The organism is Streptomyces sp. GMY02, from assembly GCF_019056675.1.
Lineage (GTDB): Bacteria > Actinomycetota > Actinomycetes > Streptomycetales > Streptomycetaceae > Streptomyces > Streptomyces odonnellii.
Genome location: NZ_CP077658.1, coordinates 8277334 through 8303740 on the forward strand (window position 1 = coordinate 8277334; position 26407 = coordinate 8303740).

The following is a 26407-nucleotide window of genomic DNA, read 5'->3' on the forward strand; positions in this document are numbered from 1 at the left end:
CTGACCGAAGCGGCCGCTGTCGCCAGGGCGGCGGGCCACCCGGTGGGGGAGAAGGACCTGGCGGCCACCCGGGCCACCCTGACGGCCACCGGATCGCCGATGACGTCTTCCATGTCGCGGGACCTCGCCGAAGGCAGGCACACGGAGGTGGACAGTGTGCTCGGCGACCTGTGCGACCGTGCGCGGGGACTCGGCGTCACCACGCCCCTCACCGATCTCGCCGTACTCGCGCTGCGCATCCACAACCGCCGCGTCGCGCACGCGGTTCCCGGAGAAGGTGCCGGACACACCGACGGCTCGTAACGTGATGAAGGGCGCTCTCGAAGAGATCGGCCGACATCATGACCATCACCGCACCACACGCCACACAACACACCATGACCCGCCTCGACATCCCGACCGGGATGGGCTTCGAGGAGTTCCGGCGAAGCTTCGAACAGGCGGCCCCGGTCTTCGACGCCGCCGCGACGCTCCGTATCACCGAGACCGGCGGCACGTGGGACGACGTGCGGGCGGCCATGGACGCCCGGGCACCGTACGGCCTGCTGGTCTTCGCCTCCGTCGACGGCACCTCGCTGATGGCACCCGCGGGGCACCACACCAAGGCCGTCGAGTATCTGCTCGGCAACCATGTGATCGCGGAGAGGATGTTCCGCCACAGCCCCATGGTCCTGCTGTACGCGCCACTGCGGATCCTGGTCCACGGCGACGCCTCCGACATGGCGGTCTTCACTCTCGACCAGCCCAGCACGGTCTTCGGGGGCATCGGCATTCCGCAGGTCAGCGAGGTGGGCGTGGAGCTGGACCGCAAGGTGGCGGGTCTGCTCCGGGGAATCGGAGTCGAGCCGCCCCGGGCACTCACCGACTCCACGGCGACCTAGGCCCTGTCCGGCGGATCTTCGCGGGCCCGGAACGCCTGGCACGGCACCTCGCTGCGTTGTCGGAGTCGTCCAAGTACGTCCAGTACGAGGACGATCCTCCGCCTTGCGATGCACCGCACCAGCCGCCCTGGGCCGGGACCCACCGGGGCCACCCCCGCTGAGTGGCGGCGCCCGGCCGACTGGCGTCGAATGGACGTGGAGCGTCCGGCCCTCGCCCCAGGGCCGGACGGCCATTGGGGTGAGCCATCGGGGTGAGCCCGAGCCCGGGAGTCCGACGTGTCCGTCGTACCGCTGACCGACATCCTGTCCGACGCCTTCAAAGAGCGTTACGGCGTGCCGGCCATCAATATCGTCAACGACCTCACCCTGGAGGCGGTCCTCGCGGCCGCGGTGGAGAAGTCGTCACCCCTGATCGTGCAGACATCCGTCAAGACGGTCAGATCGATCGGCAGCGATGTCCTGTACGCCATGTGGACGTCCATGACGGCGGGTATCGAGGTGCCGGTCACCCTGCATCTCGACCACTGTCCGGAGCGCGAGGTCATCACCGAGTGCCTGCGACGGGGCTGGAATTCCGTACTCTTCGACGCCTCCCGTCTGCCGGTGAAGGAGAACATGCGGCAGACGGTCGAGGTCGTCGCCGAGGCCCGCTCGTACGGCGCCCATGTCGAGGGCGAGATCGAATCCATCACGGGTGTCGAGGACGACATCGGCAGCGACAAGGCGGCCGCTCAGCAGGATCTGGACGTGGCGCTGGAATTCCTCGCGACCACCCATGTGGATGTCTTCGCACCCGCCATCGGAAACGCCCACGGCACCTACAAGCGCGCGCCGGTCCTGGACTTCCAGCGGGTCTCCGACATCGTCGCGGCACACCCGCTGCCGATCGCGCTCCATGGCGGCAGCGGACTGTCCGACGAGCAGTTCCACGACCTCATCGCCCGTGGCTGCGCGAAGGTCAATATCTCCACCGCCCTCAAAGAGACATTCATGAAGTCGAGTCTGGCTTTCCTCGAATCGGCCGCGGAGAAGCAGAAATGGGATCCGCCCTCCCTGTTCCGTTCCGTCCGCCAGGATGTGATCGGAATGGCGGGCTCGCTCATGACGCTGTTCGGCAGCGCCGGACGGGCCGGGTGACACCATGCCGGCCCTTGTCTTCGACTGCGACGGCGTACTCGCCGACACCGAGCGCTACGGGCATCTGCCCGCGTTCAACCAGACCTTCCGGGAATTCGGCCTGCCCGTGCGCTGGAGCGACGGCGAATACGCCGAGAAAGTGAAGGTCGGTGGGGGAAAGGAGCGGATGAAGACGCTCCTCACCCCTCGGTTCATCGCCGCGGCCGGACTGCCCAGTGACACTGACGCGCTCGACCAGCAGATCGCGCGATGGCACCGGCGCAAGACCGAGGTGTACACGGGGATCATCGAGAGCGGCACCATTCCGCCCCGGCCCGGGGTACGGCGGATCGCCGCCGAGGCCGATGCCGCCGGATGGACCCTGGCCGTCGCCTCCACCTCGGCGGAGCCCGCTGTGCGGAGTGTGCTGGAACTCGCCATGGGGCCCGAACTCGCCGCGCGCTTCGCCGTGTTCGCCGGGGACATCGTCCCGCGCAAGAAGCCGGCCCCGGACATCTATCTGTACGCGCTGGACCAACTCGGCCTCGGTCCCCCGGGCGTGGTCGTGATCGAGGACAGCCGGAACGGAATGCTGTCGGCGCTGGATGCCGGTCTCGGGTGCGTTGTCACGCCCAGCGCCTACACCGGTGACGAGGACTTCACCGGCGCGCTGCTGGTCGTATCGTCCCTCGGCGACCCCGCGCCCGAGGAGACCACGACGGACGTGCTGAGCGACCCGCTCGGCGCGGACCCGCGTCCCTTCGTCCGGCTCGCCGATCTCGAATTCCTGCTCTCCGCCGCCCCCGGCGCGAAGTGACACGGGGCCGGACAGGCCAGTCGGAACAGGCCGCACAGGCCGGACAGGAGCGACATGTCAGCGACATCACCGACAGCGGGCAGTGAATCGACGGCGAACAGCGATCTGGAGTTCGTCGTCAGGACCATCGCGCAGACGGCGGTGGACAACGAACGCGAATTCGGCGAACTCGACGCGGTCGTGGGCGACGGTGACTTCGGATACTCGCTCGCGCGCGGCTTCGAGATCGTACTCGCCGACTGGGACACCTTCGACCGCAGCTCCCCGTCGGCCTTTCTGAAGAAAGTGGCCCTGGTGATCTCCAAACGCGTCGGCGGGACGTCGGGGCCGTTGTGGGGCACCGCGTTCCTCCGGGCGGCCGGAGCCATCGGTGACCGGGCCGGACTGGGCGGTACGGACGCGGTCGCCATGCTGCGCGCCGCCGCCGAGGGCATCAAGGTACGGGGCAGATCCGATCTCGGCGACAAGACACTGCTGGACGCGCTGATCCCGATGACCGACGCACTGGAGGAGGAGATCCGGGCCGTACGGACCGGCGGGGGCGCGGTGGCGGACTCCGCTCGTCTCGCGCGGGTCGCGGCCTCGGCCGCGCGTACCGCCGCCGACGCGACCACCCCGATGCTGGCGAGACGCGGCCGGCCCAGCTACACGGGCGAGCGCAGCATCGGCTCGCCCGACGCGGGGGCCGTGGCCATCGCGGTCATCGCGGAGCGCATCGCCGACGAATGGGCGCGGCGTACCTGACCCGTTCCGCGATCCACCCCGCACCTCTTCCGTGCCGTACCACCTCCCCAGCGCCTCAACACCCCTCCCGTGCCTCAGCGTCGAGACCTTGGAGCGACTCCGATGAAGAAGTTCGTCAACGACCCGAAGAACTATGTGCCCGAGATGCTGCAAGGGCTGGCCCTGGCCAATCCCGACAGTCTGCGATACGTCCCCGAGTACAACCTGATCATGCGTGCCGACGCGCCGCGCGCCGACAAGGTCTCCGTCGTCCAGGGCTCCGGATCGGGACACGAACCGGCCCATGTCATGAGCGTGGGCAGGGGAATGCTCGACGCCGCGTGCCCCGGGGACGTCTTCGCCGCGCCGCCCACCGACTACGTGTACGAGACGGTCAAGCTGGTCGCGTCCCCGAAGGGCGTGCTGCTGCTGGTCAACAACTACACAGGTGACCGTATGGCGTTCGAGATGGCCGAGGAGCTCGCCGAGGCCGACGGAATCACCGTCCGTACGCTGGCCATCGACGACGACGTGTCCGTGCAGGACTCGACGTACACGGTCGGCCGGCGGGGAGTGGCCGGCAACTTCTTTGTGATGAAGGCCGTCGGGGCGGCGGCCGAGCGCGGAGCCGACCTCGGCGAGGTGTACCGGATCGGTGCGAAGGTCAACTCCGTCACCCGCACCATGGGGATGGCGCTCACGGCCTGCACCCCGCCGGCCAAGGGGTCCCCGCTGTTCGAACTGCCCGATGACGAGATCGAGATGGGCGTGGGGATCCATGGCGAGCCGGGGCGGCGGCGTGAGAAGCTGCGGCCCGCGGACGAGATGGTGCGGGAACTGGTCACGGCGGTCGTCGACGACCTCCCGTACACCTCGGGCGACGGTGTGGCCCTGATGGTCAACGGCCTGGGCGGCACTCCCATCGGCGAGTTGTATCTCGTGTACGGGCTGGCGCACCGGCAACTCGCCGAGCGCGGTATCGAGATCCGCCGGAGCTATGTCGGCGAGTACTGCACCTCACTGGACATGGCGGGCGCCTCGATCACCCTGGTCCGTCTGGACGACGAGATCGAGGATCTGCTGGCGGCTCCGGCGGAGATCCCGGTCCGGGTGTTCTGAAGCGCTCCCACTGCTCGCACCGTTCCCAACCGCTCCCGTTGGTTCTCCTGGCAGAAATCTGCCGTACCTCTTGACAGGCCGTTCAGGGCGCAGCACGATCTGACATCGTTGTCATTCGGTTGCTGGTTCACCATTCTGTGGCAGCGTGCCTGATCGGAGCTTCTGTTGATGTCTGTCCCGCCCTCACCGCCGTCCCGTCGCACCGTTCTTGGCGCAGGCTCCACTCTGCTGGCCGGATTTGGTCTGGGAATGGTGCTTCCCGCCCAGAGCCATGCCGCGACCGAGGGCCTCCCGGCCGCCGCCCGGACCAAGGGCGAGCTGGCCGCGTACCGCCCCGTGACCGTCTCCTCCACCGACTACGCGCCGACGCCCGGGCGGTTCGTGGTGGACCGTCTCGACTCCGCCGGGGTGCGCGGGTCCGGATGGCGGGCGGCGGACGGGGATCCGCAGTGGATCTCCGTCGACCTCCAGGGCGTGTGCGACGTCGAGTCGGTGCGGCTCGTCTTCGAGGCGACCGCCGACGACCCGCCGTACACCGACGCCCCCGGCGGCAATCCGCGCGACCGCACCACGGGCCAGGAGATCCTGTCCAGTTGCGCCGTCGTGTTCGAGATCGAGGTCTCGCGGGACAACCGGTCCTGGACGCAGGTGCACCGCACGGACTCCGGGCGGGGCGGGGTCGTGGAGATCGCGCTGCCGAAGCCGGTCACCGCCCGCTGGGTGCGGATGACCGTACACAAGCGGTCCAACGCCAACCCGCTGGGCCTCAACGGCTTCCAGGTGTACGGCGTGAGCCGCGGAGCCCGCCCGGAGAGCACCGGATGGACGGACTGGGGGACCCGCCGGCGCGAGGTCGAGCCCCTGAAGGTCGCCGCGGACGGGACCGTACCGCTGGAGTCCGGCTGGGATCTGACCATGGACGACTGGGCGGGCGGCGACGGCGCCGCGCTGTCGAGAACCGCGGTGGATACGAGTGCCTGGCTGCCCGCGACCGTACCGGGCACCGTGGTCACCTCGCTCGTCGACCAGGGCCACCTGCCCGATCCCGTCGCCGGGCTGAACAACCTCCAGATCCCCGAGGCGCTCTCCCGCCACGCCTGGTGGTACCGGCGCCGCTTCCGGCTCCCGCGCGGCTTCGACAGCGGCCGTGGCCGACGGGTCTGGCTGGAGTTCGACGGCATCAACCACGAGGCCGAGATCTGGCTGAACGGCACCAGGGCGGCCACTCAGACCTTCCCGTTCGCCCGCGGTTCGTACGATGTGACCGAGCTGCTGGCCGGAGCCGACGAGCACGCCCTCGCGGTACGGATCAGCCCGATGCCGTTCCCGGGCAGCCCGGCCGACAAGGGGCCCGAGGGCCTGGCCTGGGTGGACGCGGGCGCGACCACGATGAACCGCAATTCGCCCACGTATCTGGCCTCTTCCGGCTGGGACTGGATGCCGGCCGTACGCGACAGGGCCGCCGGGATCTGGAATCACGTACGGCTGCGCTCCACCGGCGACGCCGTGATCGGTGATCCGCGTGTGGACACCACGCTGCCGGATCTGCCGGACACCCGTACCGCTGAGCTGACCGTCGTGGTTCCGGTCCGTAACGCCGCGACCGCCGACCGGCGTGTCACGGTCGCGGCGTCCTTCGGCCGGGTCAAGGTCTCGCAGTCCGTCACGGTGCCCGCCGGCGGCTCGGCCGATGTCACGTTCACTCCCGTGACCCATCCGGAGCTGCGGCTTCGTGATCCGGAGCTGTGGTGGCCCAATGGGTACGGCGAGGCGAGTCTCCATGATCTGACGCTGGTGGCGTCGGTCGACGGACGCGAGAGTGACCGGCGTGCGACCCGTTTCGGCATACGGCAGTTCGGTTACGAGTACGACATTCCGCTGACGTTCCAGTCCGCGTCCGACTCGTATGCGGAGACCGTGGATTTCGCCCCGCAGACCGCCCGTTACCTGCGGGTGCTGTGCCGGACGCGTGCCACCGACTGGGGTTCGTCGATGTGGAGCCTCGCGGTGATGGACAGCTCCCGGGCGGACGCCGATCTGGCGCTCGGCAAGCAGGCCCTCGCGTCCACCGTGGACGATCCCGGTAACGCCGCGGGCAATGTGACGGACGGGAATCCGCGGACGCGCTGGTCGTCGTCGTTCGAGGACGATCAGTGGGTACGGGTGGACCTCGGCTCCGCCGTGCGGTTCGACCGCGCGGTGATCACATGGGAGCGGGCGTACGCGAAGACCTTCGCGATCGAGGTGTCCGCCGACGGCGACTCGTGGACCGAGGTGAAGGCGGTCGACCACTCCGCCGTACCACTGCCGTTCACGGGGGGCAGCGCGAGCCTCCAGACCACCGAGTTCGCGGCTCAGACGGCCAGCCATGTGCGGGTGCTGTGCACCAAGAGGGCCACGAGCTGGGGCTGTTCGATGTGGAGCCTGTCCGTGGTGGACAGCGGCCGTCCGGGTACGGACCTGGCGCTGCGCAAGAACGCGACCGCCTCGTCCTCGGAGAGCGGCAGCGGGGCGGGCAACGCGGTGGACGGGAACGGCTCGACGCGTTGGTCCTCGGAGTACCGGGACGGCGAGTGGATCCAGGTCGATCTCGGTGAGCGGGTTTCCTTCGACCGGGTCGCGATCGTCTGGGAGTCCGCTTACGCCGCCGCGTACACCATCCAGGTCTCCGACGACGGCGAGTCGTGGCGCGATGTGACCTCCGCCGACAACGCGACCGTGCCGTTGAAGATCAGTGTCAACGGGGTGCGGGTGTTCTGCCGGGGCGGCAACTGGGGCTGGGACGAACTGGCGCGGCGCATGCCCGCGGCGCGCATGGACGCGGCGGTCCGGATGCACCGGGACATGAACTTCACGATGATCCGCAACTGGGTGGCGAGCAGCAACCGCGAGGAGTTCTACGCCAGTTGCGACGAGCACGGGCTCCTCGTCTGGAACGACTTCCCCAACGCCTGGGCCATGGACCCGCCGGACCACGACGCGTTCAACGGCCTCGCCCGGGACACCGTACGGCGCTACCGGATCCACCCCAGCGTTGTGGTGTGGTGCGGTGCCAACGAGGGCAATCCGCCGGAGGCGATCGACACCGGGATGCGGGAGGCGGTCACGGCGGAGGCGCCCGGACTGCTGTACCAGAACAACTCGGCGGGCGGGATCGTGTCGGGCGGCGGCCCGTACGGCTGGGTGGAGCCGAAGGCGTACTTCTCGTCCTCGACGTACGGCGGCGGGGTGTACGGCTTCCACACCGAGATCGGCATGCCCACGGTGTCCACGGCGGAGACCATGCGCAATCTCGTGGGCGACGGACCGGAGTGGCCGATCGGCGGTGCGTGGTTCTACCACGACTGGAGCACCCGCGGGAATCAGGCGCCGCAGAACTACCAGGCGGCGATCGAGGCGCGGCTCGGCACGGCGGAGGGTCTCGACGACTTCTGCCGGAAGGCGCAGTTCGTCAACTACGAGAACACCCGGGCCATGTTCGAGGCGTGGAACGCGCGGCTGTGGGACGACGCGAGCGGTCTGATGCTGTGGATGTCGCATCCTGCCTGGTACAGCACGGTGTGGCAGACGTACGATTACGACTTCGACGTCAACGGCACGTACTACGGCGCCCGGACGGCGTGCGAGACCCTGCATGTGCAGGCGGACCCGAACGACTGGCGTGTGATGGCGGTCAATCACACTCCGCGTGACATCCCGGGTGCCGTGGTGACGGCGCGGTGTTACGGGCTCGACGGCCGCCGGATCGGTGCGGAGAAGCGGCAGAAGACGGACTTGAGGGCATCGGCGACCACCCGGGTGTTCACGGCCGACGTGACCGGGGACCTGCCGGCGTTCCATCTGCTGCGGCTGACCCTCACGGACGCGCGCGGGCGTGTGCTGTCGGAGAACACCTACTGGCGTTACCGCGAGCCGGGGGACATGCGGGCCCTCAACTCGGTCCGTACGGCGAAGGTGTCCGTGGATCCGGGCCGGGTCAGTAGGTCGGGCGAGCGCCGGGAGCTGACCGCACGGGTGCACAACCGGGGGTCGTCCGTCGCCGCGATGGTCAGGCTGTCGCTGCGGGACGCGCGGACCGGTGACCGGGTGCTGCCGGCCCTGTACGGCGACAACTACCTGTGGCTGCTGCCCGACGAGACCCGGACGATCACGGTGTCCTGGCCGGCCGAAGCGCTTGCCTCGGGGCAGCCGCGGCTGTCGCTCGACGGATACAACGTGCCGGCGGTCTCCGTGAACGCCTGATCCGCGGCTGCCGCATCACCGGTTGCCGTGATCACCGACTGCCGTGTTCCTCAGATCCCGCACCTGTTCTGAGCAGTAATTTCGCTGAACTTGTCGGATCCTGACGTCGGTCGGTCGATAAATTTCGGTTCTTCGTCTTGCTCATGGCCTTCCGTGTCCCTACGTTGAGTGGCGTTCGCACCACGCGCGCCGGGACGTAGGGACACGGACCGGACCGAGCCGATTGCGAGGAATCCCATGGCCGTTTCCCGACGGACCGTCATCGCGTCCGCACTGGCAGGTGCCGGTGCGGCTGTGGGCCTGGGGGCCCAGGCCCAGAGCGCACAGGCGGCGGCCTCCCCGCCGGGAGATGTCGTCGGCAAGATCACCGTCGGCTACCAGGGCTGGTTCGCCTGCTCCGGTGACGGCGCGCCGATCAACGGCTGGTGGCACTGGTCGCAGAACTGGGGCCAGTCGCCCTCCCCGACCAACACCGCGATCGTGAGCTGGCCCGACGTCCGCGACTACACCAACACCTACCGGACGGCCTATCCGGCGCTCGGCAGCGGTCAGCCGGCCACGCTGTTCTCCTCGTACGACCAGCAGACCGTCGACACCCACTTCTCGTGGATGCAGCAGTACGGCATGGACACCGCCGCCCTCCAGCGCTTCAACCCGAACGGTGGTGAGGGCGCGACCCGGGACGCGATGGCGGCGAAGGTGCGCAGCGCCGCCGAGAAGTACGGGCGGAAGTTCTACATCATGTACGACGCCACCGGCTGGACGAACATGCAGCCGGAGATGAAGGCGGACTGGCTCGCCAAAATGCAGGCGTACACCGCCTCGCCCGCCTACGCACGGCAGAACGGCAAGCCGGTGGTGGGCATCTGGGGATTCGGTTTCAACGAGCCCAACAAGACCTGGTCGGCGCCGGTGTGCCTGGACGTCGTCAACTGGTTCAAGGCGCAGGGCTGTTATGTGATGGGCGGGGTGCCCACCCACTGGCGGAGCGGCAACGAGGACTCACGGCCCGGGTACCTGGACGTGTACCACGCCTTCGACATGCTCTCGCCGTGGATGGTCGGCCGGATCGGGAACGTCGCGGGCGCGGACAACTTCTACGCCAACGTCAACTCGCCCGACCAGGCGCACTGCGACGCCTACGGCATCGACTACCAGCCCTGCGTCCTTCCCGGCGATCTCCAGTCGGGGCACCGTTCGCACGGCGACTTCATGTGGCGGCAGTTCTACAACATGTGCCGGCTCGGAGTCGCGGGGATCTACATCTCGATGTTCGACGAGTTCAACGAGGGCAACCAGATCGCGAAGACCGCCGAGAACTCCTCCCAGATTCCGGTGGGTTCGGGAATCCGGGCGCTGGACGAGGACGGTACGGCCTGCTCGTCGGACTACTATCTGCGGCTCACCGGGGACGGCGGGCGGATGCTGAAGGGCGAACTGGCCCTGACCCCGGTCCGCCCCACCCAGCCGGGCGGCACCACCCCGCCGCCGACCGGGGACCTCGCGCTGCGCCGCCCGGTGAGCGCGAGCAGCCAGACGCAGAACTACGCCCCGGGCAACGCCGTCGACGGTGACAGCAACAGCTACTGGGAGAGCGCCAACAACGCGTTCCCGCAGTGGATCCAGGTCGACCTGGGCACGGCCCGCCCGGTGAAGCGCGTCGTCCTGTCCCTGCCCCCGAACCCCGCCTGGTCGACCCGTACCCAGACCCTCTCGGTCCTCGGCTCGACGGCCCCCGACGGCGGCGCCATGTCCCCGCTGAGCGCCTCGGCCGGGTACGTCTTCAACCCCTCGACCGGCAACACGGTGACCATCCCGCTCGCGGCGGGCTCGTCGGCCCGGTACGTACGGGTGCAGTTCACCGCCAACACCGGCTGGCCGGCGGGGCAGCTCTCGGGGCTGAGCGTGTACGCGGACTGAGGCAGGGCCGGACACGGCCTGGGGTGTGTTTCGGAAGGTGTCGTCCGCCGGCGAGGCGGACGGGACTTCCGAAACACGCCTCAGCGGCGTCAACACGCCGGCACTTGTGAACGTCGTAGCGGACCCGTGTGCGAGGGGAAACCCCGCGCCCCGGGGCGACACCGGCCGCACGGCCCCGGGCTCAGCGGCGCAGGGTGGTCTCCTGCCGCATGCGTGACAGCTTCTCGGGGTTGCGTACGGCGTAGAGCCCGGTGATCAGGCCGTTGTCGATACGTACGGCCACGACGGTGTCGATCGTGCCGTTGAGCCGGAGAACCAGCGCAGGGTGGGCGTTGACGTGTGCCGGCCGCAGGGACGCCGCGCTGATTCTGCCCAGCCCGGCGGCCAGCAGGCGGGCCACCTTGCCGGCTCCCACAACGGGCTGCTGGACGGCCTGTGCGACCCCGCCGCCGTCCCCGAGGAGGACGACCTCCGGCGAGAGGATGTCGAGCAGGCCCTGCAAGTCGCCCGTTTCTGCCGCCCGTTGGAACGCGTCGAGCGCGTCCCGGGTCTCGTTCGCGGACACGGTCCCGCGGGGCCGGCGTGCCGCGACGTGCGCCCGTGCCCGGTGGGCGATCTGGCGGACCGCGGCCGGGTTCTTGCCGACGGCTTCGGCGATCTCGTCGTACCCGAGGCCGAACACGTCGCGCAGCACGAACACCGCCCGCTCGGTCGGTGTGAGTGTCTCCATCACCAGCAGCATCGCCATGGAGAGACTGTCGGCCAGTTCGATGTCCTCCGCCACGTCGGGCGCGGTGAGCAGTGGCTCGGGCAGCCAGGGGCCGATGTAGGACTCCTTGCGGCGGCCGAGCGTACGCAGTCGGCTCAGCGCCTGGCGTGTGGTGATCCGGACCAGGTACGCACGCCGGTCCCGCACCGCGCCGAGATCGACTCCCGCCCACCGCAGCCAGGTCTCCTGCACGACGTCCTCCGCGTCGGCGGCCGAGCCGAGCATCTCGTAGGCGACGGTGAACAGCAGGCTCCGATGGGCGACGAACACCTCGGTGGCGGGGTCCGCGCGTCCGTCGTCGGCCAGGTGCCCGGACATGGCCTGTGCGCGTTCGCCGTGCTCGCTTCTCACCGGCTGCTCCTGCCTGTTCGCTCTCGACGGTGCCGTACCGCCGTACGCACAAGACGTCGGCGCCCTGCGGCTTTGTGACACCGATGAGCGGTGGCGCACGTCACATGGCCGTCCCGTCACAGGGAGCGGGCCGCCGGCATCTGGTGTTCGTCAGCGCAACAACCGTGAGTGAGGACGAAGTCATGGACGCCCGATTCGACATGTTCGGCAACGAGACCGCCGCCAAGTTCGGCAAGCGGTTCGCCAACGCCGGCCTGGTGATCCACCAGTCGCCGCTGCCGAGGTCCACGCAGGAACTGGTGTCGCTGCGCGCCAGCCAGATCAACGGCTGCGGCTGGTGCATCGACTTGCACACCAAGGAGGCCGCGGCCGCCGGTGAGACCGCGGTCCGGCTCAACCTGGTCGCCGCCTGGCGCGAGTCCACCGTGTACACCGAGGCCGAGCGGGCCGCGCTGGCGCTCGCCGAGGAGGGCACCCGGCTCGCCGACGCCCATCAGGGCGTGTCCGACGAGACCTGGGCCCAGGTGCGCGAGCACTACGACGACGACCAGATCGCCGCGCTCGTCGCCTTGGTCGCCCTGATCAACGCGGCCAACCGGCTCGCCGTGATCGTGCACCAGCGGGGCGGTTCCTACGAGCCCGGCATGTTCGCCGCCGCGTTCAACTGACCGGCGGACGAATCCGGACCGGGCCGGGATCACCCGGCCCGGTCCGGGCCGGACCGGGCCCGCGTATGCGTCGGTGTCAGCTCGTGTGACGCCCGTTCGCCTCGACGAACTGCGCGAGGTTGGCCAGTGCCATGCGTGTGCCGGTCTCGTTGTCGGCGGCGGGCACGGCGTCGGGGATCCCGTCGTGCACGATGAGGACCTCGGTGCCGCCGTCCGTATCGGTGAGCGTGGTCGTCATCGTCATCGTGCCGTGAAGCCCCGGATCCGCGCTCTCGAACTCGAACACTTCGACCACCTGCTCGTCCGGCACGAGCTTCACGAAGTGGCCGTGGTACGTGTCGGTGTGCGAGGCCGACTTGCCCGTGCCCGTCGGCGCGTCGTAGGTGAGGGAGACGCGGAACCGTCCACCCTCGCGGGCATCGAATTCGTGCACGTGGCTGCTCATGCCGGCCGGCACCCGCCATGCCGCGATCGCGTCCGCGTCCAGAAGCGCCCGGTAGACGGCCGGACGCGGGGCACGCACATGCCGGGAGACCTGCGTCGAGTACATGGGAGCCAACATAGCGCTCGGTCACTCCCGCCGTCCGACGTCCCTGGGGACCCCCGCTCCATCGCCCGGCCGTGCCCGTGGTCACTTCCGGTGGTGCGAACCGGCGCGGTCCACGGTGCACACCGAAACTGAACCGGCAAGTCCAGAAAATGGCGGTCGCCGAAACAGAAAATGGCGGTCACGGAACGAGGGGCGGACCCGGTGGCACCCCCGCCCGCCGCCGGGTCCTCCCTGGGCGGCGACTCGCCTCGTGGAGACGCTGTACCCTCCTGGTTATGCCGCCTGCCCCGTCCTCGCAGTCGCGCCGGGCCGCTACCAGTGCCCGGAGCGGGCTTCTCACCGAGCGCATCGCGCGCCAACTGGAGCACGACATCCGGTCCGGAGTGATCGCCGTCGGCGCCAAGCTGCCGTCGGAGCGCGAACTCGCCGTGACATTCGGCTCCAGCCGGAATGTGGTGCGGGAGGCTCTTCAGCGGCTGGAGGCGCAGCGGCTGATCGAGGTGGCGCCGGGCCGGGGCTCCTTCGTACGGGACCAGTCGTCCGGGCATGTCCGCGGGTACGACGCCCTCTACAGGACGGGCCGGCCCACCGTGCGCCAGCTCATCGAGGCGCGGCTGCCGCTGGAGGTGGAGACGATCCGGCTGGCGACGCAGCGGGCGAGCGAGGACGACATCGAGGCGATGCGTGTGGCGCAGGCCACACTGGAGTCGGCGACCGATGTGGTCACCAAGGCGCGCGCGGATGTCGCCTTTCATGACGCGATCGCTGTCGCCAGCGGCAACCCGGTCCTGCGGATCATGCTGTCGTCGATCAGCGGCATGATGTTCGAGATGATGCTCCGCTCCAACTCGGACCCCTCCATCGAGGAGCCGGGGGTGCCGCACCATCCGGAGATCTTCGAGGCGATCGTCGCGCGCGACGAGAAGCTGGCGTGCGCGCACATGCGGGAGCACCTCCTGCTCGGTACGCGCACCTACGGCGCCGATCTCGACGTCCAGGTGGATGTCATGGCGCGGCGGCACATCGAGCTGCTGCTGGCCGAATCCGATCACCAGGCCGGATAAGGACCCGGAAAACCGGCGGCTGAACGGCCCCCTTTTGCCCGCACGCCCGCGACCATGTGGGCGTTATGCCGTTTATGCCCGCATTTGATGTGTGGCAAGTCGCTCCGTCGCCGGTCGGTCCAAGGTCTGGTCAGCACTCGCATGGCCTGTTAACGTCCCTCCACGAACCAACTGGTCCTACCAGTTGGACCAGTGGTCGGATGCACGGGACGCATCACCAGCAGAGAGACGAGGACGAGGATGTCCACGAGCAGCCAGTTCCTCAGCCGCCGCGGCTTCGGCAGACTGGCCGCCGGCGCAGCGGCGGCCGTCGGTGCCGGAGCGCTCGGCGCCTGTTCGCGCGGGGGCGGCAAACCGTCGGCGGACACGCCGCTGCGGATCATGGCGATCAATCACGTCTGGTCGCAGGCCGTCCGCCCCCGGTTGAAGGAGTTCGAGGAGCGCATCGGTCGGCGGGTCTCCATGACCCTGCTCACCGCCGATCAGCTCGCCAGCAGCTACAACGTGAAGCTCAACGCCTCCGGCACCGATGTGGACGTGATGATGGTCCGCGCCCTCCAGGAGCAGCCGGTCTTCGCGCACAACGGCTGGCTCGCCGATCTCACCGACCGGGTCCACGGCGAGGCGGAGTTCGACTGGCAGGACTTCCAGAAGGCCCCCCGAGGTGCCTCGGAGACCAAGGGACGGGTGCTCAGTGTCCCGGTGGTCACCGAACGCCCGGCGCTGTACTACCGCAAGGATCTGGCCGATCCTCCCGGCACGCTCGACGAGTTGATGGACGCCTCCGTGCGGCTCACCGACCCGGGCAAGGGCTTCTTCGGGTACGTGGGCCGCGGGCAGCGCAGCGGCGCCGTCTCCCAGTGGTCGAGCTATCTCTACTCGTACGGCGGCGACTTCGTCGTGAACGGCAGGTCCGGCATCGGCAGCCGCGCCGCGACCGCCGCGTACGAGTACTACGGCAAACTGCTCCACGAGGCGGGTCCGCCCGGTGCCACCAATATGAGCCTGGAACAGGCCATGCCGATCTTCGCCCAGGGCAAGGCCGCGTTCTACATCGACGCCGACGCGATCTACAGCAGCTTCCTGGATCCCGGCATTTCCTCGGTGGGCAAGGCCGTCGGCTTCGCGCCGTTCCCCGCGGGGCCCGCGGGCGCCCGCCCGCACAACATCCCGTCCTGGAGCCTCGGTATCAACACCTTCTCCCGACTGCGGGACGAGGCATGGGAGTTCATCCGCTGGGCCGCCGGCCCGGACATGGCCGGCGAGCTCCAGTCCGCGGGAATACCGTGCGCCCGGCAGTCCGTGTGGTCCGATCCCAGCACGCTCGCGTCCTTCCCGCCCGACCTCGCCGAGGCGATGCGGATCAACGCCGAGCGCGGCATCGGGCACGACCGCCCCCAGGTGCTCCAGGTCGGCCGGGCCCGGGACATCGTCGGGCGCCCGCTGGTGGCCGGGATCCTCGGCAAGCCGGTGAAGCCGGTGATCCGCGACGCCGACGCCGAGTTCGCCGATTTCCTCGTCCGCGACAACCGCCACAAGGAGTCCTGATGTCCACCACCGAGGTCCGTGTGAGCGCGACGGCGCGGGACTCCGCCCGTCCGCCCCGCGGCCGGGCTCCGCGCACCGTAGAACAGGCCAACCGGCGGCTGAAGTGGTTGATGCTCACCCCGGCACTGGCCTTCGTCGGACTGATGATCGTCTTCCCGCTGGCCTTCACCATCGACCTGAGCCTCACCGACGCCTTCGGCGCGGTGAACGCCCAGAAGCAGCATGTGGGACTGCGGAACTTCGTGGACGCGCTCAGCGACGCCCGCCGGTTCTGGCCCGCCGTGCAGCGGACCGTGATCTTCACCATCGGAGCCGTGGCGCTGGAAACGGTGCTGGGCCTGGCGCTCGCCATGCTCATGCGCAAACCGTTCCGTGGAATGCGCTGGGTACGGACGGTCCTGATCATCCCGCTCCTGACGACGCCCGTCGCGATCGGCATCCTCTGGCTGCTCATCCTCGACCCCACCAACGGCATCGCCAACCATCTGCTCGCCTCGATGGGACTTCCCCGGATGGAATTCCTCGGCTCGGTGAGCCAGTCGCTTCCGACACTGATGCTCATCGACGTGTGGCAGTGGACACCGATGATGACGCTGCTCCTGCTGGCCGGGCTCACCACCCTGCCCGAGGAGCCCGAAGAGGCCGCGCTCGTCGACGGGGCCAACGCCTGGCAGCGCTTCCGCCATGTCGTCCTGCCCATGCTCGGCCCGGCGATCGGCACGGCCCTCGTACTGCGCGCCGTCGACGCGCTCAAGACGTTCGACATCCTCTACGCCACCAAAGGCCCGGGCGGCGGCTCGGACTTCGAGGCGGAGACCCTCAACGTGTACGCCTACGGGCTCACCTTCGACTACCAGGAGTACGGTCTCGCCGCGGCCGTGCTGGTGCTGTTCACGCTCTTCATCGTCGGCGTGGTCGTGGTGCTGCGCCGCCGTTCCGGAAGGAAGGACGCCGCATGACCGCCTCCCACGCCATCACCGCGCCTGGTGGGCGCACACGCCGCCGCCGTGGTCTGGGCTGGCTGCGCGGCGTCGCCATCACCGTGGTGACACTGATCTTCGTGCTGCCCGTCGTGTGGATGTTCGCGGCGGCCTTCAAGACGAACGTTCAGGTGACCGACCCCCGGGTCGGACTGTGGTTCTCGCCCACGCTGGAGAACTTCCGCAACATCGTGGAGGCCGGCCAGATCCTGCGCTCGATGGGGAACTCCCTGCTGGTCGGGGTGGTCTCCACCGTGCTCTCCGCCGTCATCGCCGTACCGGCGGCCTGGGCGGTGGGCCGGTTCCGGATGCACCGCACCGGCTCCCTCATCCTGGTCGCCCGTATCGTGCCCGCGATTTCGCTGCTCGTTCCCTGGTACTACCTCTTCGCGCAGATCGGGCTTGTCGGCTCGTACACCGTCCTGATCCTCAGCCAGATGTTCGTGTCGGTGCCGCTGATCATGTGGATCGTGATCAGTTTCTTCGCGGGACTGCCGGTGGAACTGGAGGAGGCCGGCCGTACCGACGGGCTCACCGCGTTCGGCGCCTTCTGGCGGATCACCCTGCCCCTGGCGGCCCCCGGAACGGCGACCGCCTCGCTCCTGGCGTTCGTGTTCAGTTGGAACAACTTCATGTTCGCGCTCGTCTTCGCCGACGACCGTACGCAGACCGTGCCGGTGGCGCTGTTCAACTTCATCTCGTACGCGAGTACCGACTGGGGCGGCCTGATGGCGGCCGCCACCCTCATCACGGTGCCGGTCGTGGTGGCCGCGGTCGTCGGCCAGAAGTACCTCGTGGCCGGTCTGACCTCGGGAGCCTCCAAGAGCTGACCGGTCGTTCCTCCTCTCACCTCCCTGACGCAGCCGGGACAGCACCGGCTCGGAAAGAGCAGACACATGAAGATCGTCGACGCGAAAGTCGTCGTCACCAGTCCCGGACGCAACTTCGTCACCCTGAAGGTGACGACCGACGAGGGCCTCACGGGCCTGGGGGACGCCACGCTCAACGGCCGTGAACTCGCCGTGGTGAGCTACCTGGAGGACCATGTCGTACCGCTGCTCATAGGGCTGGACGCCCACCGGATCGAGGACACCTGGCAGTCGCTGTACCGGGGCGCGTACTGGCGGCGAGGCCCGGTTACGATGGCAGCGATCGCCGCCGTGGACGTGGCCCTGTGGGACATCAAGGCGAAGGCGGCCGGACTGCCGCTGTACCAGCTTCTCGGCGGGGCGAGCCGTGACCGTATCCGTACGTATGGCCATGCGGAGGGCCGGGATCTTCCGGAACTCCTTGACTCGGTGCGCGCCCGGCTGAGCGAGGGCTACCCGGCGATCCGGATCCAGACCGGCATCCCCGGCCTCAAGTCGGTGTACGGGGTGCACACCACGGACACCGACGACAAGCCCGTACCGCATCAGGGCGCGAAGCCTCTTGTGGAGGACTGGGACACGGAGGCGTATCTGCGCCACATTCCACGGGTCTTCGAGGCGGTACGCGCCGAGTTCGGGCCGGATCTGGCGCTGCTCCATGACGCGCACCACCGGCTGACGCCCATTCAGGCAGCGCGGCTCGGGCAGGAGTTGGAGCCGTACCGTCCGTTCTGGCTGGAGGACTGCACGCCCGCCGAGAACCAGGAGGCACTGCGGCTGGTGCGGCGGCACACCACTGTTCCGCTTGCCATCGGCGAGGTCTTCAACACCGTCCACGACTATCAGACGCTCATCACCGAGCAGTTGATCGACTATGTGCGCTCCGCCGTCACCCACTTCGGCGGTGTCACACCACTGCGCAAGCTCTTCGACTTCGCGGCCCAGTACCAGATCAAGAGCGGTATCCACGGGCCGGAGGACATATCGCCCGTCGGTATGGCGGCAGCCGTCCATCTCAACCTTGCGGTCCACAACTTCGGCATCCAGGAGTACTCGGGGCACAACACACTGACGCAGGAGGTCTTCCGCCACGCCTACACCTTCACCGACGGCTACATGCATCCGGGTGAGGCGGCCGGTATCGGGGTGGAACTGGACGAGGACCTGGCCGCGGCTCACCCGTACCGGCAGGCGTATCTGCCGGTGAACCGCCTCCAGGACGGTACGGTCCACGACTGGTGACCTGCCGCGGATGACGGGGGCGCCGACGGGTCCGCGCGGCGTGTGGCGGTGTGTGCGTCGGCGGACGGCTGCGAGCCGTCCGGGCCTGGGTGATCGGCGGCTCGTCATGGATCGCGGGGGCCTGAGTACTCGTACTCGGGCCCCCGTTCCTGCTTCCGTGGAACGGACGGCATCGGCGCCGGCCGGCGGACGGTACGTGGGACCGGATCCCGCGCGCCGGTCAACGAACCGCCTCAGTACCCAGTTCGGCCCGCAAGCGATCGGGCCAGTTCTCGTGAGCCAACTCGGCCGCGACCAGGAGGTCGCGCCAGTCCACCAAGGCGAGCCGGACGGCCTCATGAAACCGGTGGATGCTGCCCTCGGCGAGCAGCACGATCGCTGCTTGCAGGCGCTCACCCGCGAAGTGTTCCGCGTCATGGCTCGCCGTGCTCGGGAGTTCATCAAGCATCCGCGTGATCTCTGCCGCCGCGCCGGGTTCGGGGAAGTCACGCCGGATCCGCCGTTCAAGTCTCACGCTGATCGGCACCGCACAACTCCTCTCGATGGGTGTGGACATCATGCGCTGTCCCGGCCGATCGTCCCCGACCTGCTGTCGATGGGGGCGGTGTTCTCAGATCGTGCGCAGGCCCTGGTCGGTGAAGGTGATCAGCCACTCGAAGCTTTCGTCGATGTCGGTGCTCCACTGGAAGCCGTTGGCCGCCTGGAGTGTGGCGAAGCCGTGGCAGAGGCTGCGGAGCATGCGCAGGGCGTGGTCCACGTCGGGTTCTTTGATGTCGTAGCCGCGCAGGACCGTGGTGAACGCGTCGAGCAGTCGCCGGCCCGCGGTGGCGAGTGGGTCGTGCGGGCCGGATGGTTCCATGCCGAGCGTCGCCGCGTACCGGCCGGGGTGTTCCAGGACGAAGGCGCGGAAGGCACGTGCTGCGGCTGCCAGGGCGTCGCGGCCCGCGTATCCCTGGACCGCGCCGCCGACGGCGTCGGCGGCCTCGCCCAGTGCCAGGGCCGCGATGCGCCGGTTGAGGTCTTCCTGGCCGCCTACGTGTTTGTAGAGGGACGGGGTACGCACGCCCAACCGCGTGGCCAGCAGGCCCATGGTCAGGTTGGCGAGACCCACTTCGTCGGCGAGGGCGGCGCCGGCCGCGACCACGGCCGCCGGGTCCAGTCCGGCCCTAGGCACAGGCGGCGTCCGCTCGGAGGAAGGAGAGGACGAGCGAGACCACCTGGTCGGGGAACTGGTGGTGCGGGTAGTGCCCGGCGCCTTCGATCATCGTGAGGCGGCCGAGGCTGGAGGGCAGGGCATCGACGATCGCCGAGCCTTCGGCGTGCGGGTCGGCCCAGTCGGGGTCGAGTGTGCCCATCACGACCAGGACCGGGCAGCGGACGTTGCCGAGCTGCGCGCCGGCGTCGGTGGGGGCGCTGCGGCCCATGCTCTGCATGGCCTTCATCCGGCCCGGCTCGCGCAGCAGGGAGTCGATGCGGCCGAGCCGCTCGGTCCAGTCGGCCGGTTTCGCGCCGGGGTAGGCCACGTCGAGGTACGAGCGCCAGAGCGGCACACTTCCGAACGCGCCCGTGCCGAGCAGCCGCAGCATGCTCTGCCGGAAGCGCTTCACCCGCAGGTCGCCGAGGCGGATCGACTGCTTGCGGGTGAACGGTGCCAGTTCGACGGCCGCGGTGATCAGCGAGGGTTCCTGCGCGGCGGCGATGGTGGCGGCACCGCCGGAGATCGAATGGCCGACGAGCACGGCCGGTCCGCCCAGGTGGCGGACAAGGGCGAGCAGGTCGCCGGCGATGGCGGTGCGGCTCCAGGCCGGCCAGTCGACGCTGGACTCGCCGCAGCCGCGCAGATCGACCGCGGCGACCCGGTAGCCCGCTGCCGCCAGTTGCGGGATGACGGCACGGTAGGCGGCGCGGCTGTCGCCCATGCCGTGTGCGAGCACGATCAGCGGGCCGGACCCCGCCACCTCGTAAGCGATCCTGCCGCCGTCGACGGCCAGGTACTCGGTCATGACTTCCTCCATGTCTGGCTAACTGCGTTAGCTGAAAGCTAATGTGATTAACCGAGCCTGTCAACGACGAAATCCCCGGCACCGGCACGGCCGGGAGGGGCGACGAAGCGCTGTGGAGGGGATCAGACCTGGCGTTCAGGGTCGGGGCCCGCGCGGAGGTCGGTGTTGCTGCGACATGGAGGGCGATGTTCCGGGTCCGGTCGGAGGCGTCGTGCGGCGGTGCGGAGTGCTTCGGTGACGTCGCTCGGCGGGGTGAGTGTGCCCGCGTACCAAAGCCGCCCCGGAGCGCGGTCTGCGCTCCGGGGCGGTCATTTCCGCTCGGGGTTCCGTGCCGTGTGTCAGTCCACGATCATGACGTTGAGCGGTACCGCTGCGGGCGTCCGCGCGAGTGCGCCGCCGAAGTTGCCTTCGACCTCGGACTTCTCGGCGGCGTTCGGGTAGGCGTTCGTGCACGAGGTTCCGGCGCTGGAACCGGACATCAGGCTTGAGCACGGCCCGGGCTTGCGGTCCGGCAGGCCCAGGATGTGGCCCAGTTCGTGAGAGGAGATACGGATGGTGTTGTGCCCCTCGGTCACCGCCTGCCGTCCGATGTAGACGGTCCCGTTGCCCAGGGAGGTGGTGATGGCGCGGGGCCAGCCGTTGTCCGCCAGGACCCGTATGTTGGCGCGCTGCCCGGAGGCGACCGGCCGCAGCTCGACGGCGTCGACGCTCTCGTTCCAGATCGCCGCGCCCCGGTCGACCGCGGACCTGAACTCCGCGGAGCCGCTGGCGTCATAGGTGACTATACGCGCGGCTGCCGCTCTGTCCGTGTCCACCGAGGGGGCGGCGACGGCCTGGCCACCCATCAGGGAAAGGGTCACGGCCAGGGCGGCGGTGAGTCCGCTGGTCAACGTACGGACGTGCATGGTCGGCCTCCATACGGAACGGTAGTCGTGCACATGACATGACTTCTGCTCACTGCCCAGCGGGGACCGACACCAATCCGTCAATCTGAGGCACGCGGCCACAGGCTGTTCACGTTCACAGCGGGCGCGGCACTCCGGGGCCGTCGTCACCGCCGCCACGGTCGGTCGCGGGCTCGATCCGGAGGACGTGCTCGCACATAGACTGCTGCACGCCGATGAGCTGGTCCCACCCGAGCCTCACCGACATCGCCCACCGCCCGAGGTCCTCGCCTTGGTGTACGACGTCGCTCGCAGTGGTGGGCGGTATCCCGCCGCAGCCTAGATGCGTCCGTACCAGGGCCTGTTGCGAAAGTGGTGGTCCCCGTTCGGCGGCGCAATGAACCGACCGGGGCAGGCGCCTGGGCCGATGAGCCAGATCGAGAATTCGACAGCCGACCTGCCGCTGCGACGATGGACGAGGCCTCGCCACCGGCGAGTCTTACACCCGACTCACACGCCACAACGGGGGCACCAAAATCCGGAGTATCAACTGAACGGCCAGGTCCGGACCCTATGGGCGAACGGCAACGGTGTCGATGCCCGACGCCCGCAGCTTGCGGGCCAGGAGCTCCATCTCAGGCATCGTGCCCGAGTGTGCTCCCGCCAAGAGCTCCCCCAGCAAGGACTTGACTTCCGCCAGGCCGATGCCGAGTTCTGACCGCAGAACTCGCATGATCGCCGCGCTCCTCGCTGATGGGCTCACCTGAATACGGGCTGATCCACGCCCTTCGAGCAGTCTGTTCCGTAGTTCGGCAGGCAGTTCGCCACCGCATATGGCCACGGTGAACCCGCAGGCTGGGCAACTGGCTTCAGTATCCCAGCGCAAGGAGTCGTTCACCAAAGCTTGGACGCCACAGCACTCCAGCTCCGCACCGCAATCCTGGCACTTCGCCGAGTACCTGATGGACTCGAAGACCATCTGATCCATTCCCGCCCCTTCAAGGAGACCAGGTTAAACGACAAGCTGTGGGCGGGCTTTGGCTCGAGGCGCTGTGGCGCCGGACTCTTCACCAGTTGTGTTGATCAACGGTGCGGAGGTCCGGGGCTGCGGGTCGAGTTTTGACAGATGAGCAGGTGGCGCGGGAACCCGTGTCAGTTCCCCTCGTTGCTCTGGATGATGAAGAAAGCGGTTGACCGCGGGTCTGCGGGCAGCGCTATCGCCCGTTCGAACAGGGCAGAGCCGGCCCAGTCGTCGGGCAGGGGTTGTGGCTGCCTGCTCGCCGTCAGGGTGCGCCACAGCAGCCGGTCGCTGAAGCCGAGCAGGGTGGCGGCGGAGCCCCAGGTGAGGATGCGGGGGTCCTTCTGCCGGTCGATCAGCGGGGCCATCTCGCGGACGACGCTCAGCAGGTCCGGCGCGGTCGGGCCGTCCCAGTGCTTCCAGTCGAGCGCCGGGCGCCAGTGCACGCAGTGGGCGACGAAGACCACGGTCGGTACGTCCCACCCGTTCACGACCTGCTCGGGCACGGCTGCCGCGCCGCCGCCCTGGTTCAGGGCCTGCCATTCCGCTGCCATCCAGTCCCGGCGCATCTTCGGGTCGCCGGCCGTCTCAAGGAACGCGTCGATAAGGCCCTTGTCCCGTGACAAGACGTCCAGCGCGGCCTTGCCGGACTTCACGGCCTGCTCGTCGGGGTCGACGACGTACCAGTTGTTGTCCCGGAAGACCACCCCGGCGTTACGCAGCGGTTCCAGGACACCGGATCCCGCCTTGGCGAGATTCCTCATCACCGCGTCGAGCCCGCCGCGGGCCGCGAACCCGGGGCCGAAGGTGAACTTGGCGGAGTCGTAGGTGTTGACCGACGCCTGCGTGCCCTCGCCGACGCCGAGTTCGCGCCAGATGGCGGCGTTGACTGCCTTGCGTTTCTCCCCGCCCTGGTCGAGGCCCTCGGGCTTGTCGCCCTTGTGCGAGGGGCCGACGTACACGTAACCGCTGCCCCTGTTCCGCAGCGCGAACTCGCGCGCCATCGCCCTGTTGCGCCGGATGGCGTTGTAGAGCTCCGGGAGGTAGCGCGGGTCGCGGCGGACGATGTCCGGTGAGGAGTCGGAATTGGGCAGCGACATCGGCGGGTCCGCCTGCCAGGGGTGCGCCGCCTGCGAACCGATGATGTCCGGCCAGCTCGGTGCGTCCTGCATGGCCGCCAGCACCACGGCCTGGTCCTGGAAGAGACCGGTCGTACGCAGCGGACGGTCCAGGACGACGTCGAGCGCCCCCGACAGCCGCGGGTCCGCGGCGAATTGGGGCGCGCCGGTGACTGTGCCGAAGGCGGCGGGGTCGACCCTCAGCATCCGCAGCGTGTCCACGATGCTGCCGATCCACAGCATGCGCAGCGATGCCAGGACGGGCTCGACGCCCTGCTCGCCGACGAGGTTCCGCAGGGTGTTTGCCATGGTCAGGGGGTCACCGGTCCACGGGACGAAGCCGGTGGACATCTCCTGCCGCTGCACCACGACCCCGCTGGACGGTCCCGTTCCGGCCGGGCGGGCGCCCTCCCGGGTGGGGATGACGCCGCGGGTGACGGCCTGGTTCCCTACGGCCCGCTGAAGCCGCAGCACATCCGCGAGGGGCATCCGCCACACCGGGAGCCGCACGTCAGGGTTCGCACCGTCCCGCACGGCGCGCGTGGCGGCGCGCGTGCGCTGCGCATCCGCTGGGACGGTGTCACCGGCACGCTGGCGGGCTGAGAGCATATGCCACTGTATGACGGTGATACAAACCGGGACAAGCACGGACGACGGTCCTCCGTATCGTGCCCCGGACCGCCCGGACCGCCCGGACCGCCCGGACCGCCCGGACCGCCCGGACCGCCCGGACCGCCCGGAGGCCGAGCCGGGTCCCACGGTCAGGACCACGCAGGGTCAGCGGCCGCCGGGCCGGCCTGACCGCTGTCCTTAAAGCTGCCCCAGCCGTGCTGTGGCTCCTGGCATGTCCAGGAGCAGGCCGTGGAAGGGAGGAGCGGGCGACAGCCACCGTTCCGCGTACAGCGACAGTTACCGCTCCCCGGTAGGCAGGAAGCGGGCTTTGAGGTTTGCGGGGGCCAGGCGGTCGACGAACTGCGGTGTCACCGACTCGGCGTTCGGTGATTCGATGGTGAAGCGGTGCGCCAGCCGGGACGTGGTCAGCGTCAACTGCCGCATGGTCAGCGCCGCGCCCAGGCACACCCGTGGTCCGGCACCGAACGGGAGGTAGGCCGGGCCGGGGGACGATCGGCCGTCCAGCCACCGGGTGGGGTCGAACTCGTCCGGGCGGGGCCACCACCGGGGGTCCCGGTGGATCAGGTAGGGATTGAGCAGTACGTCGTCACCGGGGCTGAGCGACCAGTCGCCCAGGGTGGTCTCCGTACTGGCGGTACGGGTCATCAGCCACGCGGGCGGATACAGCCGCAGTGTCTCCCGGACCACGGCCTCGGCCAGCGGAGTGCCGCCGCCGTCCGCAGGGCCGTTCGCCTCGTCGCGGAGGTCGTCCACGAGCCGGGGGCGGCGGGCGAGTTCCCACACGACGGAGGTGAGGGCGGCGGCGGGGACGCCGTGGCCGCCCATGAGGACGCTGTGCAGCGTCGACACCACGGTGTCGACGGGCGGAGTCGGCTCGGCGGCGAGGAGAAAGCCGAGCAGGTCGTGCCGGGGCGCGTCGGACTTCGACGCGTACGCGCGCCGCTCCCTGACCAGGCCGGTCAGCGTTTCGGTCAGGCGCTGGTAGGTGCGGAAGAAACGGCGGTGGCGGGGGAGCGGAAGCCACGCAGGGAACTCACGGGACGACTCCGCGAAGGGCTGGGTGGCGCGTACGGTCTCGTGCAGCAGATCGGGGACGTCGGCGGAGTCCGCGCCGAAGCAGTATTCGGCGATCGTCCGGGCGGTGAGCGTCCGCATCATGGTGAGTACGTCGACATCACGGCCGGCCGCGTCGGCGATGACCGTGTCGAGGATCGCGACCGTCAGGTCGTCGGTCGTGGCAGCCGCCGTCCGGTTGAGCCCCGGCCACGCGGCCCGGCGTTCGGACATCCAGGACGTGCCGTGTGCGGTGGCCTGGTCGAGATCCCGCCGCATGTCGAAAGGCGCCAGCTCGGTCACAAAGGCGTCGCCGGTGCGGGCGAGCGCCTCGTGGGTGAGTTCCGGGTCGATCACGAACAGCGTGTGCTCGTCGTAGGAGAAGACGTCACCGTACTCCCGGTGGCAGCGGCGCAGGAAGCCGATCCGGTCGGCCTCGTACTCGCGGGTGTTGCCCCTCAGCCAGTGCCCGCGCGGGCCCGGCGGCCATCTGAGCTTCTCGCTGTGCGCCACGCGCCCTCCCTGGTGAATCGCAGGATCCCTCGTGAGGGATCCTGCGATCGGCGTTCTCCGCTGAACGGTCGGGCTACCGAGTGAACGGGTCGGGCTATCGAGCGTGGTAGGGCCAGTAGATGTAGCGTCCGCTGACCCGCTTCCGGCCCACCAGGTGAGCCACCAGGCGTCGTGTCCGTTTCATGAACACCTCACTGCCATCAGGGCGAATAGTTTTTCGATCGTGCCACGGTCTTTTGCCCCGGGCAATATCGCGTCCTGAGCTTTCGCCGGATGCTGTGACATCAGGTGATGTTGCGTCAGGTGGTGACGCTGTGCAGTTAGAT

Annotated in this window: 22 protein-coding genes; 14 read left to right on the plus strand and 8 right to left on the minus strand. The window is 69.2% G+C overall.

The annotated features are described in order from the left end of the window. From KQY30_RS34810 to KQY30_RS34845, 8 genes are all read left to right on the plus strand, one after another. Entirely contained in the window at positions 1–303 is a 303-nt protein-coding gene (locus KQY30_RS34810; RefSeq protein ID WP_254407742.1) for a ketopantoate reductase family protein, read from the plus strand. Positions 304–377: 74 nt separating this feature from the next. Continuing rightward, entirely contained in the window at positions 378–881 is a 504-nt protein-coding gene (locus tag KQY30_RS34815) for a hypothetical protein (RefSeq protein ID WP_217310471.1), read from the plus strand. Between the two features lie 276 nt (positions 882–1157). Further along, entirely contained in the window at positions 1158–2018 is an 861-nt protein-coding gene (locus KQY30_RS34820; protein ID WP_217310472.1) for a class II fructose-bisphosphate aldolase, read from the plus strand. 4 nt (positions 2019–2022) lie between these two features. Continuing rightward, positions 2023–2814, plus strand: a complete 792-nt coding sequence (locus KQY30_RS34825; protein ID WP_217310473.1) for an HAD-IA family hydrolase — start codon at positions 2023–2025, stop codon at positions 2812–2814. A 54-nt stretch (positions 2815–2868) separates the two neighbouring features. Beyond that, entirely contained in the window at positions 2869–3558 is a 690-nt protein-coding gene (dhaL, locus tag KQY30_RS34830; protein WP_217310474.1) for a dihydroxyacetone kinase subunit DhaL, read from the plus strand. 102 nt (positions 3559–3660) lie between these two features. Then, positions 3661–4656 carry a dihydroxyacetone kinase subunit DhaK gene (gene dhaK, locus KQY30_RS34835; protein WP_217310475.1) on the plus strand — a complete coding sequence of 332 codons (996 nt, stop codon included), beginning with the start codon at positions 3661–3663 and terminating at the stop codon, positions 4654–4656. Positions 4657–4824: 168 nt separating this feature from the next. Next, positions 4825–8898, plus strand: a complete 4074-nt coding sequence (locus tag KQY30_RS34840; RefSeq protein ID WP_217310476.1) for a discoidin domain-containing protein — start codon at positions 4825–4827, stop codon at positions 8896–8898. A 237-nt stretch (positions 8899–9135) separates the two neighbouring features. Further along, complete coding sequence (locus tag KQY30_RS34845; RefSeq protein ID WP_217310477.1) at positions 9136–10818, plus strand: discoidin domain-containing protein; 1683 nt, start codon at positions 9136–9138, stop codon at positions 10816–10818. Between the two features lie 181 nt (positions 10819–10999). Here the strand turns inward: KQY30_RS34845 and KQY30_RS34850 are convergent, their stop codons facing one another. Next, positions 11000–11905: an RNA polymerase sigma-70 factor gene (locus KQY30_RS34850; RefSeq protein ID WP_217311505.1), complete on the minus strand. Its 906-nt coding sequence runs from the start codon at positions 11903–11905 to the stop codon at positions 11000–11002. Between the two features lie 215 nt (positions 11906–12120). On the opposite strand from KQY30_RS34850, the gene KQY30_RS34855 reads away from it, so the two are divergent. Continuing rightward, positions 12121–12606: a carboxymuconolactone decarboxylase family protein gene (locus KQY30_RS34855; protein WP_217310478.1), complete on the plus strand. Its 486-nt coding sequence runs from the start codon at positions 12121–12123 to the stop codon at positions 12604–12606. A 76-nt stretch (positions 12607–12682) separates the two neighbouring features. On the opposite strand, the gene KQY30_RS34860 is transcribed toward KQY30_RS34855, so the two are convergent. Then, a complete protein-coding gene (locus KQY30_RS34860) occupies positions 12683–13156 on the minus strand; it encodes an SRPBCC domain-containing protein (protein WP_217310479.1) in 474 nt (157 codons plus the stop codon). 275 nt (positions 13157–13431) lie between these two features. Here KQY30_RS34860 and KQY30_RS34865 point away from each other — a divergent pair, with 275 nt between their 5' ends. From KQY30_RS34865 to manD, 5 genes are all read left to right on the plus strand, one after another. Next, the gene (locus KQY30_RS34865) at positions 13432–14220 is read left to right on the plus strand and encodes a FadR/GntR family transcriptional regulator (protein WP_217310480.1); all 789 of its coding nucleotides are present in this window, start codon (positions 13432–13434) and stop codon (positions 14218–14220) included. A 240-nt stretch (positions 14221–14460) separates the two neighbouring features. Beyond that, positions 14461–15768 carry a sugar ABC transporter substrate-binding protein gene (locus KQY30_RS34870; protein WP_217310481.1) on the plus strand — a complete coding sequence of 436 codons (1308 nt, stop codon included), beginning with the start codon at positions 14461–14463 and terminating at the stop codon, positions 15766–15768. Beyond that, positions 15768–16727 carry a carbohydrate ABC transporter permease gene (locus KQY30_RS34875; RefSeq protein ID WP_217310482.1) on the plus strand — a complete coding sequence of 320 codons (960 nt, stop codon included), beginning with the start codon at positions 15768–15770 and terminating at the stop codon, positions 16725–16727. Before KQY30_RS34870 ends, KQY30_RS34875 begins: the two co-directional genes overlap by 1 nt. Further along, the gene (locus KQY30_RS34880) at positions 16724–17578 is read left to right on the plus strand and encodes a carbohydrate ABC transporter permease (protein ID WP_217310483.1); all 855 of its coding nucleotides are present in this window, start codon (positions 16724–16726) and stop codon (positions 17576–17578) included. Before KQY30_RS34875 ends, KQY30_RS34880 begins: the two co-directional genes overlap by 4 nt. Positions 17579–17644: 66 nt before the next feature. Next, positions 17645–18859: a D-mannonate dehydratase ManD gene (gene manD / locus KQY30_RS34885; RefSeq protein WP_217310484.1), complete on the plus strand. Its 1215-nt coding sequence runs from the start codon at positions 17645–17647 to the stop codon at positions 18857–18859. 220 nt (positions 18860–19079) lie between these two features. Here the strand turns inward: manD and KQY30_RS34890 are convergent, their stop codons facing one another. From KQY30_RS34890 to KQY30_RS34915, 6 genes are all read right to left on the minus strand, one after another. Continuing rightward, entirely contained in the window at positions 19080–19385 is a 306-nt protein-coding gene (locus KQY30_RS34890; RefSeq protein WP_254407475.1) for a hypothetical protein, read from the minus strand. An 84-nt stretch (positions 19386–19469) separates the two neighbouring features. Continuing rightward, positions 19470–20003 carry a TetR/AcrR family transcriptional regulator gene (locus KQY30_RS34895; protein ID WP_217311507.1) on the minus strand — a complete coding sequence of 178 codons (534 nt, stop codon included), beginning with the start codon at positions 20001–20003 and terminating at the stop codon, positions 19470–19472. Between the two features lie 22 nt (positions 20004–20025). After that, complete coding sequence (locus KQY30_RS34900) at positions 20026–20862, minus strand: alpha/beta fold hydrolase (protein WP_217310485.1); 837 nt, start codon at positions 20860–20862, stop codon at positions 20026–20028. Between the two features lie 338 nt (positions 20863–21200). Then, positions 21201–21767, minus strand: coding sequence for a snapalysin family zinc-dependent metalloprotease (locus KQY30_RS34905; protein ID WP_217310486.1), 567 nt, complete (start codon positions 21765–21767; stop codon positions 21201–21203). Between the two features lie 1131 nt (positions 21768–22898). Then, positions 22899–24392, minus strand: a complete 1494-nt coding sequence (locus tag KQY30_RS34910) for a hypothetical protein (RefSeq protein ID WP_217310487.1) — start codon at positions 24390–24392, stop codon at positions 22899–22901. Between the two features lie 399 nt (positions 24393–24791). Further along, entirely contained in the window at positions 24792–26081 is a 1290-nt protein-coding gene (locus KQY30_RS34915; RefSeq protein ID WP_217310488.1) for a cytochrome P450, read from the minus strand. Positions 26082–26407: the final 326 nt, after the last annotated feature.

Coding starts and splice junctions, on each gene's coding strand:
- KQY30_RS34815 (WP_217310471.1), top strand. CDS start 378: ATGACCCGCCTCGACATCCCGACCGGGATGGGCTTCGAGGAGTTCCGG.
- KQY30_RS34825 (WP_217310473.1), top strand. CDS start 2,023: ATGCCGGCCCTTGTCTTCGACTGCGACGGCGTACTCGCCGACACCGAG.
- dhaL (WP_217310474.1), top strand. CDS start 2,869: ATGTCAGCGACATCACCGACAGCGGGCAGTGAATCGACGGCGAACAGC.
- dhaK (WP_217310475.1), top strand. CDS start 3,661: ATGAAGAAGTTCGTCAACGACCCGAAGAACTATGTGCCCGAGATGCTG.
- KQY30_RS34840 (WP_217310476.1), top strand. CDS start 4,825: ATGTCTGTCCCGCCCTCACCGCCGTCCCGTCGCACCGTTCTTGGCGCA.
- KQY30_RS34845 (WP_217310477.1), top strand. CDS start 9,136: ATGGCCGTTTCCCGACGGACCGTCATCGCGTCCGCACTGGCAGGTGCC.
- KQY30_RS34850 (WP_217311505.1), bottom strand. CDS start 11,905: ATGTCCGGGCACCTGGCCGACGACGGACGCGCGGACCCCGCCACCGAG.
- KQY30_RS34855 (WP_217310478.1), top strand. CDS start 12,121: ATGGACGCCCGATTCGACATGTTCGGCAACGAGACCGCCGCCAAGTTC.
- KQY30_RS34860 (WP_217310479.1), bottom strand. CDS start 13,156: ATGTACTCGACGCAGGTCTCCCGGCATGTGCGTGCCCCGCGTCCGGCC.
- KQY30_RS34865 (WP_217310480.1), top strand. CDS start 13,432: ATGCCGCCTGCCCCGTCCTCGCAGTCGCGCCGGGCCGCTACCAGTGCC.
- KQY30_RS34870 (WP_217310481.1), top strand. CDS start 14,461: ATGTCCACGAGCAGCCAGTTCCTCAGCCGCCGCGGCTTCGGCAGACTG.
- KQY30_RS34875 (WP_217310482.1), top strand. CDS start 15,768: ATGTCCACCACCGAGGTCCGTGTGAGCGCGACGGCGCGGGACTCCGCC.
- KQY30_RS34880 (WP_217310483.1), top strand. CDS start 16,724: ATGACCGCCTCCCACGCCATCACCGCGCCTGGTGGGCGCACACGCCGC.
- manD (WP_217310484.1), top strand. CDS start 17,645: ATGAAGATCGTCGACGCGAAAGTCGTCGTCACCAGTCCCGGACGCAAC.
- KQY30_RS34900 (WP_217310485.1), bottom strand. CDS start 20,862: ATGACCGAGTACCTGGCCGTCGACGGCGGCAGGATCGCTTACGAGGTG.
- KQY30_RS34905 (WP_217310486.1), bottom strand. CDS start 21,767: ATGCACGTCCGTACGTTGACCAGCGGACTCACCGCCGCCCTGGCCGTG.